At 69.8% G+C, this 14,604-nt stretch carries 16 protein-coding genes; 5 read left to right on the forward strand and 11 right to left on the reverse strand.

What is annotated here, in order from left to right:
* Window positions 1-29: 29 nt before the first annotated feature.
* On the reverse strand, window positions 30-1,994 hold the full coding sequence (acs, locus tag ACLQ29_RS08585; RefSeq protein WP_425771084.1) for an acetate--CoA ligase: 1,965 nt from the start codon (window positions 1,992-1,994) through the stop codon (window positions 30-32).
* 344 nt (window positions 1,995-2,338) lie between these two features.
* On the opposite strand from acs, the gene ACLQ29_RS08590 reads away from it, so the two are divergent.
* Window positions 2,339-3,085 carry an oxidoreductase gene (locus ACLQ29_RS08590; RefSeq protein ID WP_393365646.1) on the forward strand — a complete coding sequence of 249 codons (747 nt, stop codon included), beginning with the start codon at window positions 2,339-2,341 and terminating at the stop codon, window positions 3,083-3,085.
* Between the two features lie 7 nt (window positions 3,086-3,092).
* On the opposite strand, the gene ACLQ29_RS08595 is transcribed toward ACLQ29_RS08590, so the two are convergent.
* The 5 genes from ACLQ29_RS08595 to ACLQ29_RS08615 all read right to left on the reverse strand — a co-directional run bounded on the left by ACLQ29_RS08595 (window position 3,093) and on the right by ACLQ29_RS08615 (window position 7,577).
* Window positions 3,093-3,725, reverse strand: a complete 633-nt coding sequence (locus ACLQ29_RS08595; RefSeq protein ID WP_425771085.1) for a TetR/AcrR family transcriptional regulator — start codon at window positions 3,723-3,725, stop codon at window positions 3,093-3,095.
* Window positions 3,620-4,984: a methyltransferase gene (locus ACLQ29_RS08600; RefSeq protein ID WP_425771086.1), complete on the reverse strand. Its 1,365-nt coding sequence runs from the start codon at window positions 4,982-4,984 to the stop codon at window positions 3,620-3,622. The genes ACLQ29_RS08595 and ACLQ29_RS08600 overlap by 106 nt, the downstream gene beginning before the upstream one ends.
* On the reverse strand, window positions 4,981-5,901 hold the full coding sequence (locus ACLQ29_RS08605; protein ID WP_425771087.1) for a hypothetical protein: 921 nt from the start codon (window positions 5,899-5,901) through the stop codon (window positions 4,981-4,983). The genes ACLQ29_RS08600 and ACLQ29_RS08605 overlap by 4 nt, the downstream gene beginning before the upstream one ends.
* A gap of 163 nt (window positions 5,902-6,064) precedes the next feature.
* The gene (locus ACLQ29_RS08610) at window positions 6,065-6,868 is read right to left on the reverse strand and encodes an HAD family hydrolase (protein ID WP_393365654.1); all 804 of its coding nucleotides are present in this window, start codon (window positions 6,866-6,868) and stop codon (window positions 6,065-6,067) included.
* Window positions 6,869-7,277: 409 nt separating this feature from the next.
* Window positions 7,278-7,577 carry a DivIVA domain-containing protein gene (locus ACLQ29_RS08615; protein WP_425771252.1) on the reverse strand — a complete coding sequence of 100 codons (300 nt, stop codon included), beginning with the start codon at window positions 7,575-7,577 and terminating at the stop codon, window positions 7,278-7,280.
* A 695-nt stretch (window positions 7,578-8,272) separates the two neighbouring features.
* Between ACLQ29_RS08615 and ACLQ29_RS08620 the strand changes: the two genes are divergently transcribed.
* The 3 genes from ACLQ29_RS08620 to ACLQ29_RS08630 all read left to right on the forward strand — a co-directional run bounded on the left by ACLQ29_RS08620 (window position 8,273) and on the right by ACLQ29_RS08630 (window position 10,566).
* Window positions 8,273-9,583 carry a hypothetical protein gene (locus ACLQ29_RS08620; RefSeq protein ID WP_425771088.1) on the forward strand — a complete coding sequence of 437 codons (1,311 nt, stop codon included), beginning with the start codon at window positions 8,273-8,275 and terminating at the stop codon, window positions 9,581-9,583.
* 14 nt (window positions 9,584-9,597) lie between these two features.
* Window positions 9,598-10,143: a GNAT family N-acetyltransferase gene (locus tag ACLQ29_RS08625; RefSeq protein WP_425771089.1), complete on the forward strand. Its 546-nt coding sequence runs from the start codon at window positions 9,598-9,600 to the stop codon at window positions 10,141-10,143.
* Window positions 10,144-10,206: 63 nt separating this feature from the next.
* Complete coding sequence (locus ACLQ29_RS08630) at window positions 10,207-10,566, forward strand: hypothetical protein (protein WP_425771090.1); 360 nt, start codon at window positions 10,207-10,209, stop codon at window positions 10,564-10,566.
* Window positions 10,567-10,920: 354 nt separating this feature from the next.
* Here the strand turns inward: ACLQ29_RS08630 and ACLQ29_RS08635 are convergent, their stop codons facing one another.
* The 3 genes from ACLQ29_RS08635 to ACLQ29_RS08645 form a co-directional block, all read right to left on the reverse strand.
* Window positions 10,921-11,730, reverse strand: a complete 810-nt coding sequence (locus ACLQ29_RS08635; RefSeq protein WP_425771091.1) for a hypothetical protein — start codon at window positions 11,728-11,730, stop codon at window positions 10,921-10,923.
* A 617-nt stretch (window positions 11,731-12,347) separates the two neighbouring features.
* Window positions 12,348-12,704, reverse strand: a complete 357-nt coding sequence (locus tag ACLQ29_RS08640; protein ID WP_425771092.1) for a hypothetical protein — start codon at window positions 12,702-12,704, stop codon at window positions 12,348-12,350.
* A gap of 80 nt (window positions 12,705-12,784) precedes the next feature.
* Window positions 12,785-13,384: a TetR/AcrR family transcriptional regulator gene (locus ACLQ29_RS08645; protein WP_425771093.1), complete on the reverse strand. Its 600-nt coding sequence runs from the start codon at window positions 13,382-13,384 to the stop codon at window positions 12,785-12,787.
* 91 nt (window positions 13,385-13,475) lie between these two features.
* Here ACLQ29_RS08645 and ACLQ29_RS08650 point away from each other — a divergent pair, with 91 nt between their 5' ends.
* Complete coding sequence (locus tag ACLQ29_RS08650) at window positions 13,476-13,877, forward strand: nuclear transport factor 2 family protein (RefSeq protein ID WP_425771094.1); 402 nt, start codon at window positions 13,476-13,478, stop codon at window positions 13,875-13,877.
* A 32-nt stretch (window positions 13,878-13,909) separates the two neighbouring features.
* Here ACLQ29_RS08650 and ACLQ29_RS08655 read toward each other — a convergent pair whose 3' ends face one another.
* Together ACLQ29_RS08655 and ACLQ29_RS08660 are read right to left on the reverse strand one after the other, a co-directional pair.
* Window positions 13,910-14,221 (reverse strand): hypothetical protein, encoded by a 312-nt coding sequence (locus ACLQ29_RS08655; protein ID WP_425771253.1) that lies wholly within the window; start codon window positions 14,219-14,221, stop codon window positions 13,910-13,912.
* A 68-nt stretch (window positions 14,222-14,289) separates the two neighbouring features.
* Window positions 14,290-14,562, reverse strand: a complete 273-nt coding sequence (locus ACLQ29_RS08660; RefSeq protein WP_425771095.1) for a hypothetical protein — start codon at window positions 14,560-14,562, stop codon at window positions 14,290-14,292.
* Between the last annotated feature and the right edge of the window lie 42 nt (window positions 14,563-14,604).

Genomic DNA, 14,604 nt, shown 5'->3' on the forward strand with positions numbered 1-14,604 from the left:
CCGCCACCCTCCGCTGTGTACGCCTACCGTCAGTCCTCGTCGGACTTGGCTCCACTCATCCCCGAGGAGATCAGCTCCATCACCGACGAGTCCTGCAACGTGGTCACGTCACCGAGCGACCGGTTCTCCGCGACATCGCGCAGCAACCGGCGCATGATCTTGCCGGAGCGGGTCTTCGGCAGCTCTGCCACCAGCATGATCTGCCGCGGCTTGGCGATCGGCCCGAGCGTCTTCGACACGTGGTTGCGCAGCTCGGCGATGAGCTGCTCACCCGCCTCGCCGGCGATGTCGGTGCTGCCGCGCGGGATGGCGAACGCGACGATGGCCTGCCCGGTGGTCGGGTCGGTCGCGCCCACCACCGCCGCCTCGGCCACCGACGGGTGCGACACGAGCGCCGACTCCACCTCGGTGGTCGAGATGTTGTGCCCGGACACCAGCATCACGTCGTCGACCCGGCCGAGTAGCCAGATGTGCCCGTCGTCGTCCTTCTTGGCCCCGTCACCGGCGAAGTACATGCCCTCGAACCGGCTCCAGTAGGTCTCGATGAACCTGTTGTCGTCACCCCAGATGGTGCGCAGCATCGACGGCCACGGCTCGCGCAGCACCAGGTAGCCGCCGCCACCGTTCGGCACCGACTGGCCCTGGTCGTCCACCACGTCGGCCACGATGCCCGGCAGCGGGGCCATCGCCGACCCGGGCTTGGTCGCGGTCACCCCCGGCAACGGGGAGATCATGATGGCGCCCGTCTCGGTCTGCCACCAGGTGTCGACGATGGGCAGCGCTCCGCCGCCGATGAACTCCCTGTACCACATCCAGGCCTCGGGGTTGATCGGCTCGCCGACGCTGCCGAGCAACCGCAGCGACGACAGGTCGTGGCCGGCGGGGATGTCCTCGCCCCACTTCATCATCGTGCGGATCAACGTCGGAGCGGTGTACAGGATGCTGACCTTGTACTTCTCGACGATGTCCCAGAACCGGCCCTTGTGCGGGGTGTCCGGGGTGCCCTCGTACATCACCTGGGTGGCGCCGTTGGAGAGCGGGCCGTACACGATGTAGGAGTGCCCGGTGACCCAGCCGATGTCGGCGGTGCACCAGTAGACGTCCGTCTCCGGCTTGAGGTCGAAGACCGCGTGCGTCGTGTACGACGCCTGGGTGAGGTAGCCGCCGGTGGTGTGCAGGATGCCCTTCGGGCGGGCCGTGGTGCCGCTTGTGTAGAGGATGAACAGCGGGTGCTCGGCGTCGAACGGCTGCGCGGTGTGCTCGGCCGACGCGGTCTCCACCGTCTCGTGCCACCAGTGGTCCTTCGCCGACCAGGCCACGTCCTCGCCGGTGCGGCGGACCACGAGCACGTGCTCCACCGACGGGCAGCTCGCCACCGCCTCGTCCACGGTCGGCTTCAGCGCCGACGGCTTGCCCCGCCGATAGCCGCCATCCGCGGTGATCACCACCTTGGCGCTGGCGTCCTGGATCCGGTTGCTCAGCGAGTCGGCGGAGAAGCCGCCGAAGACCACGCTGTGCGCCGCGCCGATCCGGGCGCAGGCCAGCATCGCGACCGCCGCCTCCGGGATCATCGGCAGGTAGATCGCCACCCGGTCGCCGGCCGTGACACCCAGCTCGGTGAGCGTGTTCGCCGCCCGGCAGGTCAGCTCGTGCAGGTCGGCGTACGTGATGGTCCGGGTGTCGCCCGGCTCGCCCTCCCAGTGGATGGCGACCTTGTCGCCCCGGCCCGCCTCGACGTGCCGGTCCAGGCAGTTGTACGCCACGTTGAGCTGCCCACCGACGAACCACTTCGCGAACGGCGGGTTCGACCAGTCGAGCACCTCGTCCCACTTCTTCGACCAGGCCAGCCGGTCGGCCTGCTTCGCCCAGAACGCGAGGCGATCGGTCTCGGCCTCCGCGTACGCGTCGACCGTGACATTGGCGTGCGCGGCGAGTTCGGCCGGCGGGGGGAACTGGCGCGTCTCGTTCAGCAGATTGGCCAATGCCTCGCTCATGCCGTGACTCCTTCGTCCTCGGGTGACCTGCGTCTCGCTGGGCACGAGGGTAGTCCCGGGTCCTGCGGCAGGCGACCGCTGCCCGCCCCGTCGCGCCGAGCGGCCCTCACCACGCGCCCGACGGCCCACCTCGCCGGGGGTAGCCGCACGGGGCACCTTGATCGACACGGGCTCCTTGACGTAGCGGTGTCCAGGTCAAGCGGACACCCCGACGTCAAGGAACCTGTGTTGACCTTGCCCGCAACGCGTGGCGGCCTGAACGGGGCGCCCAGGTCCGCGTGGTCCGGGTCGCGCCGTGGCCGGGTGCGAACCGGCGGGCCGGGCCGGGTCGCTAGCGTGGCGGGGTGACCACCGACCCGCTCGCACCCCTGCTCGCGCTCGCCGACATCGCCGCCGCCGTCGAGCAGGCCCGCGAGCGGTTCGACCAGGCGCTCGGGCACCGTGCGCTGCGCCGGCACGGTGGGCAGGTCGCCGCCGAGGTGAGCCTGCGCTCGGCGGTGGCCAGCGCCGCCCTCGAAGGGGCCGTGCACGACCGGGAGGCGGTCCGCGCCGGCACGGTCACCGACCCGTTGCTGCAGGGGGCGCTGCGGGTCGCCGGGGCGCTGCCCGGCCTGAGTGAGCTCTGGCCGAAGGCCCCGCGACAGGCTCTCGCGAAACTGCACGTGCTCGCCGCCCGGGACCTGGTGTCGGAGGCCGAGTTGGGCCGGCCGGTCGCCGATCCGGTGGTCGCCGCCCGACTGGACGGGCTGGCCGGGCTGGTCGCCGGCGGCAGCACTGTCTCACCGCTTGTGCTCGCCGCCGTCGTCCATGGTGAGTTGCTGAACCTGCGCCCGTTCGCCGGGCCGTCCGGCGTGGTGGCCCGTGGCGCCGCGCGGCTGGTGCTGCTCGCCAGCGGCCTCGACCCGCGTGGGCTGCTCGCCGTCGACGTCGGGCACCGGGAGCGGGAGCCCGAGTACGTCGGCTCGGCCGGCGCCTTCGCCACTGGCACGCCGGACGGGCTGCGCTCCTGGCTACGCCACTACCTGGCGGCGGTCGAGGTCGGCGCCGACCAGCTCACCGCCATCGGCGACGAGATCCTCGCCGCCGCCTGAGTGGCTGTCACTCCCGCCGTACCGCGCGGTTGACCTTGGCTTGCAGCGCCCGGCGGGCGATCGGCCCGAGGTCGTCGACGATCTCCAGCAGCAGCGCGAGCTGGTCGAGCGCGGCCAACGCCTGGTCGGCGCCCTCCCGGTCCACCCCCTCGTAGAGCTCCAGCCCGATGAACGCGGCCGACACCGCGCGGGCCAGTCCGGGCACGTCGGCCACCTCGGCGAACGGTGACCCGGCGAGCAGCCTTCGCAGGACCGCCTCGATCTCGTCCACCCAGAGCTGGAGCGCCGCGGCCGTCGGCGCGGCCATCCGCTGGTCCGCCTGTGCACCGGCCAGCATCTGGGCCAGGAAGGTGACATTGCCGAGCTGGCGTTCCTCGTCGTGCAGCGCTCGCCCGACGGCGAGCAGCTCGCGCAGCGAACCGGCCGAGGCCAACCGTGCCGACCAGTGCCGGACCCGCTCGGCCGTGCCGGTCCGGCAGGCCGCCGCGAGCAGGTCGTCGACGGTGCCGAAGTGGTAGAAGACGAGCGCCTGGTTCACCCCGGCGGCGGCGGCGATGGTACGCGCGGAGACACCGGCGATGCCGTGCTCCCGGATCGCGGCGATGGTGCCGTCGAGGAGGCGCTGTTTGGTGTCGGACATGGCTCTCCTCGCCTGCGGGCCGGGTGCGGCGGTGCGATCATCGCATCGGTGACCAGTTGGGCGAGCCAGGTGACCCCGGGCAGTCGAAGGGTCCAGCCCAGCAGCGCCCAGCCGAGGTGGACGTGTTCGAGTCCGCGGGCGACGGCGGCCACCCCCCGTTCCACGTGACCGTCGCCGCCCACGTACTCCGCCCGCCACAGCACGTGCTCGTGCTCCCGAGCGGGCCGGATCCACAGCCCGGCCGGGTGCCGCCGGGCCAGCATCCGCCAGGTGGCCGCGCAGGGCCCGCAGTCGTCGTCCAGCCAGAGCACCGCCGGTGGCCCGACCGGGTACGGCCGCCAGCGAGGCCACCAGTCGCGCACCTGCTCCCGGTACGACCGCCAGGAGTCGCCGTGTCGCACCCGTAGATCGTGGTGCTCGTGCGGCCCGGCCACCGCCGCCCCGAATGCTCCCGTCGACAGCGCCGTGAGGGCCAGGGTGACGCTCCGGGTGGCCACGGCGGTGCACAGCAGCACCACCACCGCGCTGAGCTGCATCGGGTTGGCCAGGTAGGCGTACGGGCCGGTGGTGACCAGGCGACGCGGCGGGTCCCACGGGTACGGCGTGCCACCGCCCCGGACGGCGAACTCGGCGACGGCAGCCAACGCCGGCGTGGCCGCCAGCAGGCCCAGTTGCGCCACCACCAGCAGCCCGGTGCGGTTCAGCCCGGTCAGCCCCGCCCACGACCCGTCGCCGAACTCGAAGGCCAGGGTGGGCACGAACCAGAGCAGGAGGGCGGCGAACACGCCGACCTGGAGGAGCGTCCGCGTGCCCAGGTGCCGGCGGTCGGCGCAGAATCGACCGAGCAGTTGGGCGGGTAGGGCCACCACGAGCAGCCCGACCACCTCCCCGACGAGCCAGTGCGGCCCGAGGCGGACCAGCGGGTGCAGCGCCGGCATCGCGACCGCGTCGACCCAGAGCAGCAGACCCAGCGCGACCGGCAGCGGCAGCACCCGGCGCAGCAGCACCGGCAACGGACCCCAGAGGACGGCCCAACCGATCCACAGGTCCACCGGCATCCCCCGGAACGCGCCGTCGACAGGCGTGAACGCGTACCAACCGGTCCGGCGGGCGACCTCGTGCAGCGCGGCGATGCCGATCCCGGCGGCGACGAACGCCAACAGCCCCGCGGCCCGGGAGGCCCGGTCCCGCACCCGGCCACCGACGGCGAGCACGGCGACAAGCGGCAGCGCCAGGCTCAGCCAGCGGGCGACTGTCACTCCAACGCCAGCATGTCGAGCAGGTGGCCGGCCCCGGCGCCGAGCAGCACCTGCTGCACCGGCCCGAAGTACCAGGACGGGTCCAGGCCCCGGGCGTAGTCGACCCGGACCCGGACCTCGGTGTGCCCCGGATCGATCGCCCGCCAGCTCAGCTCCGCGTGCCGCCAGGTGAACCAGCGCGCGGTGATGGAGCTGTCCTCGACGAAGCGGAAGCCGACCCGCCCCGGTGCGACGTCGTCCACCTCGGCGAGCAGGTGGCCCCCCGGACCGTGCGCGCTGCCGTGGTAACCGAACATCCACCTGTCGCCGAGGCTGAGCCCGTCGCCACTGACCTGCCCCGGTGTGGGTACGCCCAGCAGTCGCAGCGGCGCGGAACGGACGGCGGTCGGGCGGGGGCCGGCGGCGAGGTGCTCGGCCACCCGGTCGATGGGGAGCCCGACGACCCTGGTCACCTCGACCGTCTGCTCGGGGTCGACCCGGCCGGCGATGCCGCTGCCTTCCAGGCCCGGCAGGAGCAGCAGCGGCACGGCCGCGAACACGTACGGCCGGTTGGCCTTCCGGAGAGCGTGGATCAGCGCGGTGGTGCCGTGCGCCACGGCGTAGACGAGCGGGGCGGCCAGGACGACGCAGATCGCACCCTCGTGCAGCAGCACCCCCGCCAGCAGCAGGGCCATCGTGGTGGCCGTGAAGACCCTGCCGTGGGTCGTCTGGCGGGGGGTGAGCGCGAGGGCGGCGGCCAGCAGCACCGGCAGCGCCACGAAGAGCGCGGCGCTGTCGGCCCGGCCCTGATTGACCACCCCGACGAAGACGACCAGCCCGAAGAGCGTGATCAGGCCGGCCAGGACCCAGTTGGCGGCCGTCCGCTCGGCCGGCTGTTCCTCGTCGTCGTGCGGCTGTTCCTCGTCGTCGTGGACCATGTGTGACCTCCCCGTTTGAGCGATCGCTCAAACGGAGCATACGACTGCTTGAGCGATCGCTCAAACGGGTTGTCAGGCAGGAGTGGGGCGGCGCTCACCGTCACGTCGGCGACACGTGCCGACGCGAGGGAACCGCAGGAAGGGTCGTGCAGCCCGGACCGGGTCAGGCGGTGGCGGCGGCGCGGGTCCGGCGATGCCGGCCGTACCAGGCGATACCGATGGCCACGCCAACCCCGACCCCCAGGGCCGCGGCGGCCACCGGGACAGCGGGTCGTTCCCGCAGGCGACGGCCCAGCGGGATCGGGTGCCGGAACTCCAGCACCGGCCAGGCGTTCTCCGAGGCCAGCTTGCGCAACTGCCGGTCCGGGTTGACCACACTCGGGTGACCGACACACTCCAAGAGCGGGCGATCGCTGTATGAGTCGGAGTAGGCGTACGAGTCGGCCAGGTCGTAACCCCGAACCGCCGCCAACTCGCCGACCGCCTCGACCTTGCTCGGACCAGCCGCGTAGAACTCGACCTCGCCGCTGTACCTGCCGTCCCGAACCGTCATCCGGGTGGCGATCACGTCGGTGACCCCGAGCAACTCGCCGATCGGCCGGACCATCTCCTCGCCGGACGCCGACACCAGCACCACGTCCCGCCCGGCGGCCTGGTGCTCCGCGATCAGGACAGCGGCTTCGGCGTACACATAGGGGTTGATCAGCTCGTGCAGCGTCTCCGCGACGATCTGGCGGACCTGCTCCACCTGCCAGCCCTTGCAGAGCGCGGCCAGGTAGTCCCGTGTTCGGGCCATGGTCTGCTCGTCGGTGCCGCCCAGCCGGAACATCAGCTGCGCGTACGCCGACTTGACCACGTCACGCCGGGTGATCAGCCCGTCCCGGTAGAACGGCCGACCGAACGCCAGGGCGCTCGACTTGGCGATGACGGTCTTGTCCAGATCGAAGAAAGCGGCACTTCGGCCCACGGCGCGAAAGTCTAGCCGGATGGTCTATCGTCGGCGGGTGCCCGGGGTCAGGCCACCCTCCAGACCTGCGGGCTGACACCGTAAATCCCGCCCTGCGTGATCACGCTCACACTCCGCGAGGAGATTTTCGCACTGAGTGGGGTCGGCACCACTCGACGTGACGGGCCCGCTCAGGCAGACTTGTCCGTACGACGAGCTTTCACATCCCCGAAACAGGCAAAGGCCCTCAGCGGTTGCACCCCCCGTGGCCGCTGAGTGGTTCGGCTCGACCCCCCCGGAGCCGAACCTTCGACGACCCCCGTCTCCCCCCGACGGGGGTCGTCCCTTGTCCGGGAGCGCTTCCGAACTGGTGAAGGCATGCCGCGCGGGTCAGCCACCTGCTGCACTACGTTGACCGGCGCTCCGTCCGTCACCAACTCCTGAAATTCTGCCCGCCGCTCTGCGTTGGCCATCCGGCTCGATCTCGGGCAGCGTTGCTCTGCCACTGACTCAGAGCGGTCTTCAGCCGAGCATTCTCCGCTCGGAGGCCAGCTTCTACGCCATCCCGCGCGGTCAGCTCGTCGACGACCGCACGGAGAAAACCGTAGACCTGTTCCTCGGCCAAGCCCCGTCGTCCGAAGGTGGTGCGACGGAATCGGATCCGCTTCACCTGCTCCGGGCAGAGCCGGGCCAAGCGCGACGCTGCCCGGAAGACGCCAACCGAATGCATGGTCACCGCTACCTCCTCGAAGGTGAAATCGTCGTGCTGGCCTTCCGGCTCGCCCCGCTCCGGCCGGCGTGGCCCGGAGGAGCGGGGAGTGTGCGCGCGGCGGCGGGAGCGGCAGCCGGAGTGATCAGTCGTAACCCGGCGCGTTGCACGAAGATCTCTCGCCGGTCGACGGCGTTGCCCGCGCGGTCGAGTGAGTAGCCGGTGAGCCAGACCCAGCCGTCGTACGTCGGCCGGTCGCAGACTTTGATGACTCGGAAGATCAGCGAGCGATCCCCGCCGAACTGCACCGACGCACCGCTGCCGACGCGCAGAACGTCGCCCGGCTTCGGGACCATCACCGCCCGCCCTTGATCGGTGGATGGGCACCGAAGCAGGCGGGCTGTGGCCACGGCCGACACCGTGCGTCGCCTGCCTGCACCTGCTCCGGTGCCCTGCTCAGGACGAAGCCGCTACAGATCGACACAGGCGGGAGCGGCTTGGTGTCGTTTTTGACGCATGCATCTCAACGTTCAGTACATGCACAATTGCGGTGGGTGAGACATCCATGGTGGAGATAGAACACCCGGTTGTGGAGACCGATCGAGGACCGAAACAGCACCTCTGACGGACCTCGGGCGGACACCCTGCGGACCTGCGTTGCGTTCAGGACCTCACGCAGGTGAGCGTGGAGACAGCCCATCAGGAAGGCGTCGACGATGGCCAAAGATCGCCGCGAACCTCGCACCGTCCTGGAGCACCTCATCCAGTGCAGCGACCGTACGTACGAGGAACTGGCCGACGAGTTCAGCCGCATGGACCCCCGCGCGGCGATCAGCGCGCGGCACCTCGGTCGGCTGGCCCGTGGCGAACGGGACCTGGCCTCATCAACCCCCGCCACACGGCGGGCTTTGCAGGCCATGTTCGGCAAGCCGATCGAGGAGTTGCAGCGCCCCTGGGCATCCCACCAGTTGACCCCTGCGCCAGCCCGACAGCACATCGTCGAGCCCACCGGCGCCGGCCCGGAAAGGAACCTCCTCGCCATGGCCGCACAACGCGCCCGCCAGTACACAATGCTCGCAGCCGAAGCCACCTCCCCGGCAGCCATCGACCAGCTCACCGAGGACGTGCAGCGCCTCGCCCTGGCCTACCCGCAGCGACCGGTCGGCCAACTCCTGCCGGACCTGGCCGAAACTCAGGACACCCTCTTCACGCTGCTCGAACGTCGCCAACAGCCCACCCAGTCGCGAGACCTGCATTTCCTCGCCGGCATCACCAGTGGCCTACTCGCCAAGGTCTCGCACGACATGGCCGACCCCCACTCCGCCATGCTGCAAGCCCGAACCGCCGTCCTCTGCGCCGACCAGTCCGGTCACCCCGGGTTGCAAGCCTGGCTCCGCGGACTCCAATCGCTGGTTGCCTACTGGGCCGGCCGGTACGCCGAAGCAGCCCGCTACGCCGAGGCTGGACGCGAGTACGCCACCCAAACAGGCGGCACCTCAGCCGTCTGGCTGCCCGTCAGTGCTGCACGCGCCTACGCCGCACTCGGTAACGCGGAACAGGCCAAGGCCGCGATCACCGAGGCTGAGGACACCTGGTCACGGGTACGCCCCGACGAGATGGACGAGATCGGCGGCATCTGCACCTTCAACAAGCCCCGCACTCTCTACTACGCCAGCGACGCCCTCGCCTGGCTGCCCGGGGAAGCCGGCACTACCGAGCGCTACGCCCTGCGTGCCGTCCAGGCGTACTCCGACCGCCACGACCCGGCGTGGGCCTTCGGCGACCAGGCCGGCTCCCACACCAACCTCGCCATTGCCCGTGTCGCCAGCGGAGAACTCGATGCCACCGCTGATGCCCTCGCCCCCGTGCTCGATCTTCCCGCCGATCAGCGCATCAACGGTGTCATCCACTCGGTCCGTCGTGTCCACCAGGCCATCACCCGTGCCGGCCACGCCCATGACGCCCGTGACCTCATCGACGGCATCGAGCACTTCACGCACACGCCTGCCAACGCCCTTCCCCAATAAGGCAGCATCAGCACATGTACCCGATCACCATCCCCGGCCGCGTCATCACTCTTCGCGAGCTGCGACCCGATGACGCGGCCGACGCTCTGGCGATCGTCGGTGACGACCGGGTCACGCGGTGGCTCTCGTTCGACAGCCGCGACCAGGCCGCCACCGTCGCCATGGTTGAGGGAGCGGTGAGCCGCGCACAGCTCGACCCGCGTAACGAGTACTACCTGGCCGTGGCCGACACCTCGGACCGCATGATCGGCTTCGCCCGACTCGGGCTCACCGGGCACCAGGCCGCCAAGTTGGGCTATGCCATCGGAGCGGATCACTGGGGCCACGGCTACGCTACCGACGCAGCCCGAGCCATCGTTGACTACGGCTTTCGAGAGCTGAAGCTGCACCGCATCACCGCAGCTGTCGGCCCCGACAACACTCCATCCATCGGCGTTGCCAAGCGGCTCGGTATGCAGTACGAAGGCCGGCTGCGCGATCACGTCTTCACCAACGGTGCCTGGCGTGACTCCCAGCTCTACTCGATCCTTGCCCCGGAGTGGAACGACACCGCCGGCTGATCGCCATCGTCGCGCAGCACGCGGGCGAGCAGTTCCGATCATGGCCCCGGTACGATCGCCGCCATGCGCGACGCCGACACGCCGCCGCAGGAGCCCGCCGACCGCCTTGACGCCCGCACCGAACTCACACCTCGCCAGCAAGCGGCCGTCATCCGGACCGCCGCAGCCGAGGTGCACCAGCGTGTGCAGGAGTGGCGCCACTCGCCCGGCTGGCAAGACACAGCGACGAACGCTTACCGGTATCAGGCGACCGTGGTCGCAGTGGCGGCGCTTGACGCACTGCCCGAGCCGGCAACTGACCAGGAACTCTCCGGGCTGGTCGATGCCGTCCGACCCCTACTTGCTGAGTGGCGATCGAGCCGGCATGGCCCTGAACAGCAGATCTTTGTCGCGGTCGAACGACTCCACAAAGCGTGCGATTAGCACTGTGATCCGGCGGGTGATGGGCGATACCACTGCCGAAACAGTCTCTTTAGGATCAAGGCGGCCCGCAAGCGGGCCGCGCCGGCCCGGTCCCGGCCTGCTGGCGACCTCCGGCCGGCATCGGCCGGGCCGGCCGGCCACGATGACGGACGACAAGACCTTGAAGACCTCGGGGCTCCGCCCCGAACCCCGACCCTCCTCAGAGATGCCAGCGCGGCTCACCTCGCCGGGCACCACAAGGGCTACCAGCCTCCCCGGACGGGGCCAATGTCGTTCGTCCGGTAGGGCGCTCCACCTTGTCCCCGTCCGGGGAGGCTGGACGGTCTACGACTGCCCGACGAGGAGATCCACGCCCTACTGCCCGCTCTCTTCCTTCACCGCAGACGCTAGTAACACCGGCTCCGCGGCATCCCAGAGGTCCTCCGCGAGTTGCTTGAGAGCGGCGGCGCCTTTCTCCGGCACCTTCATGAAGGCCGTGTTTGCTTTACCGATCGTGCCCAGAGATGCGCCAAGCATGTACACGTCCCCGGAGTCCGCCACGACCAGGCGGTCATGCAGGGTGGTGGCAGCGGTCGCACGGATCTGGATATTCCGCTCCGGATCAACAGCTGCAAGCGCTACTGCCAGCTCGTCGCGAGCTTCTTTGCTGCCCTTGTACTGCTTCGAGATAAGCACGCGCTTGAGACGAGTCGAGTCGAGGATCGTCGCAAGCTGCGGCAGACGGAAGTAGGGGTCTACGAGGAACGCATCCCCGAGCCTAGCGATCTCTCCGATCAGGCGGGCGTAGGCGAACCTGTCCGTGGTTTCGAGTACCACGACAGGCGAATCCTCCGCCTCCTCGCCGCGCTGAATATCGGTCAGTAGGGCCTCACCCAGCCTGGTCAACCGCAGGCGATCATCAGACGCCTCAAGCCACTTGATTCGGACCAGGTGGTCGACTGGATGCTCCCTGGCGACCTCTCGCGAAAGCTGCACCTGCGAGAACGCTTTCTGCATCCCCTCCAGCATGGCCAGAAGCCCAGGCGCCGTGATCTCCGTCGTGACGTTCGCCGCCGGCTCGTCGAACCAGAGCTTGACCTCCTCCAGCGTTGGACGATAGCCCGACCGGTTGCAGGCGTGAACGAAGGTCAACGTCCGGTGCTGGGGGGTGGACACGATCTCCACAGCTGGGCCTCCCCTGAAGTCCCGCACATACGCCGTCCCGTGCCCGTTGCGTGCCCGATCAGCCGGACGATCAAGGCCAACAGCGGTCAACGGGGCTGGGAGGCGATTAAGGCCCCTGACTTGCGCTTTCGCAGGTCAGAGGCCTTGTCAGTCCCTGATGGCGGGTAGAAAATTCGAACCTCTGTAGCTTTCGCGACGGATTTACAGCTCGGCCCTATCCGCCTGAGCACCGTACATCAGTGTCGTCGCGCTCGCGGCCCGCCCTGCGGGCGGCCTCCGGCCGTCCTCGGACGCCCGCAGCGCGTCAGAGGGGAGTCAGCGGATCGTCAGCGAACGCCGTACCGTCCGGCGACACTCGATCATGCTAGCCGGCACGACCGACGCGTCTGACCACGCGGTACGGCGCTTGATCACGCTCGCTACTACGTCAGGTCACTTTCCCCCCGGCGGGGGTCGTCCCTTGTCCGGGAGCGCTTCCGACCAGGCGAAGGCCCGCCGCGCGGGCCGGCCGGTCGAGGCGAAAGCGCGCCGCCCGATCCAGTGACGCCGCGACCGCCCGCACCTTCCTCGTCGCCGGGCTCCTCGCCCAGACCGAAATGACAACAGACCTGGGCCACTCAACCCCGGTAGCCGCGTCCACCCGGCTGACTTTCCCGCCGCTCTTCGGCGATCAGCCCGCCGAAGATCGTCACCGGCGGAACCGAGCTGCCGACGATCAGCACGAATCCGAGTCCGGCAAGGACCCACGCCCGCCCCACCTTGGGTTGCCTTCTGGCGCGCAGCCACAGCCACACCGCAACGGGGTAGGCGATCAGCGCCGGCGCTCCGATCGCGAGGCTGGGAGCAAGGTCTGAGCCTCCTACGGTGCCAGTGAGCACGAACAACGCCGCGGACGGCAGGGCGCAGATGCCGAGCAGGCACATGGCGATGAACAGCAGTGTGCTGGGCAGCCGCGATGGCCGGGCATTGTCCATCCGGCGACCGTACCGAATTGATGCATCCCGAAGCGCGCGCGACCAACGCCGCTGATCCCAGGTCGAGGGGCTCGCTCTCCTCACCTGATGGTGCCGTCCCTGTCCACCTGGACACCGCTGCGCAGCAGCCCGACGAGCCGTTGCGCGTGCGCCACATTGGTGCCGGTGAGAGCGGCACCGCTGCCGATGGCCAGCAGATCGGTCACGGTGAGATCGGGCCGTACGGTGCCGGCGTCCTGTGCGCGGCGCAGCAGGTTGGTCGCCGTGGAGCGCATCGATTCATGCCACTTGTCGAACAGTCGGGTCCGGCGGGTGCCGGGGCCTTCGGTGGCGGCCAGGGCGAGCGCGCGTTTCGTCGCGACGTGGATGACGAACGCGTCCAGCCAGGTGAAGAGTGCGTCTGCGGGCGACGGGTCGCCGAGCAGGTCGGCGCCCTGTCGGCACAGCGCGGCTACCTCGTCGGCATAGACGGCGACGAGCAGGTCGCCCCGGGTTGGGAAGTGCCGGTAGAGGGTCGCGTTGCCGACGCCGGCCCGCCGCGCCACCTCGTCGAGGGCGACCTCAGACCCGGACTCGTCGACCAGTTCGCGCGCCGCGGCGAGCAGCCGCTCGGCGTTGCGTGTGGCGTCCGCCCTGCGCCCACGCCCGGGAATCGTCGGGTTGTCCGCGTTCGACGCCATCCGTAACTCCAGGTTTGCCAAGTGGGGAACTCCCCGATTAGGGTACCAAGCATAAGTGGGGAGCTTTCCGGTAGAGCCGGTGGAGGACGCCATGACACTGACCGCCGAGGACCGCACGGCCATCACGGACCTGATCAACCGGCACGGCCACCTGACCGACAGCGGCGAGTTCGACCGGATGCACGAGCTGTTCACCGCGGACGTGGCCTATGACGTCACCGACCTTGGCGGCGGCGTGCTCGTCGGGCTGGAAATGCTGAGGGACACCGCGCTCGCTCTGGGTGAGGGGAACCCCGTCGCTCACCACGTCACAAACATCGTGCTCACCGAGCTAGCCGACGACCGTGTACACGTACTGTCGAAGGGCATCGGCATCAACGCGGACGGCAGCATCGGCAGCGTGACCTACGAGGACACGATCGTGCGCGGCGACAGCGGGTGGCGCATCAGCCACCGCACGGTCCGTGCCCGGCGAGTCCCCCTGACGCGCTGACTGCTCCCCCCGGGACGTTCCTCTGGGTTTGGTCAGGTCCCGGAAGGAGCCGACGTCAGCCGGTGGGTGAGTTCGTCGAGGCAGGCGGTGAGGTCGGCGATGGTCGACATGTCGTAATGGGTGCTGATGACGGTGCCCGCGGAGGGATCAGCGAGGTCCAGTTCGGCTTCGCCGCTGGTCCAGACGGTCAGCTGGGCCTCGCGGTCTTTGGTGGCGCAGAGGATCCAGGCCGCTGACTTGTCGCGGGTGGGGCCGCGGTGCAGTTTCCAGTGCACGCCTGCGTCGTTCCATTGGCTGGCATGGGAGGTGACGGCTTCGGCGAAGACATCAAGGTCCAGTTCCATCACGGCGCTGATGCTAGAGCGGCAGCGGCAGCGGCAGCGGCAGCGGCAGCGGCAGCGGCCGGGTCTGGCTAGTCCGTGAGGAGGATGCCGGTCATGCCCACGGCGGCGAGGACGACTGCGGCGGCGAGCACGAAGCGCCTCGGCCGCGGTTCTCGCATGACGTACGTGGCCAGGCCGAACGCGCCACCCAGGATCGAGATCGCGTACCAGGGGAACGTCGTCGGCGTGGGTTGGTTGATGAAGATCATCCAGGTGGCCATGGCCGCGACGAAGATCGTGGCGTTCGCGATGCTCTGCCGCAGGTTCCGATACGCGGTGTGCTGCAGTCGGGAGACCGCCACGCGGTAAGCCTCCACCGCCGCAGCGCGCTCATCCTCGCTGAC

Source organism: Micromonospora sp. DT228 (assembly GCF_049841595.1).
GTDB lineage: Bacteria > Actinomycetota > Actinomycetes > Mycobacteriales > Micromonosporaceae > Micromonospora.

Coding starts and splice junctions, on each gene's coding strand:
- acs (WP_425771084.1), bottom strand. CDS start 1,994: ATGAGCGAGGCATTGGCCAATCTGCTGAACGAGACGCGCCAGTTCCCC.
- ACLQ29_RS08595 (WP_425771085.1), bottom strand. CDS start 3,725: ATGTCCGACACCAAACAGCGCCTCCTCGACGGCACCATCGCCGCGATC.
- ACLQ29_RS08605 (WP_425771087.1), bottom strand. CDS start 5,901: ATGGTCCACGACGACGAGGAACAGCCGCACGACGACGAGGAACAGCCG.
- ACLQ29_RS08615 (WP_425771252.1), bottom strand. CDS start 7,577: ATGCATTCGGTTGGCGTCTTCCGGGCAGCGTCGCGCTTGGCCCGGCTC.
- ACLQ29_RS08620 (WP_425771088.1), top strand. CDS start 8,273: ATGGCCAAAGATCGCCGCGAACCTCGCACCGTCCTGGAGCACCTCATC.
- ACLQ29_RS08625 (WP_425771089.1), top strand. CDS start 9,598: ATGTACCCGATCACCATCCCCGGCCGCGTCATCACTCTTCGCGAGCTG.
- ACLQ29_RS08630 (WP_425771090.1), top strand. CDS start 10,207: ATGCGCGACGCCGACACGCCGCCGCAGGAGCCCGCCGACCGCCTTGAC.
- ACLQ29_RS08640 (WP_425771092.1), bottom strand. CDS start 12,704: ATGGACAATGCCCGGCCATCGCGGCTGCCCAGCACACTGCTGTTCATC.
- ACLQ29_RS08645 (WP_425771093.1), bottom strand. CDS start 13,384: ATGGCGTCGAACGCGGACAACCCGACGATTCCCGGGCGTGGGCGCAGG.
- ACLQ29_RS08650 (WP_425771094.1), top strand. CDS start 13,476: ATGACACTGACCGCCGAGGACCGCACGGCCATCACGGACCTGATCAAC.
- ACLQ29_RS08655 (WP_425771253.1), bottom strand. CDS start 14,221: ATGGAACTGGACCTTGATGTCTTCGCCGAAGCCGTCACCTCCCATGCC.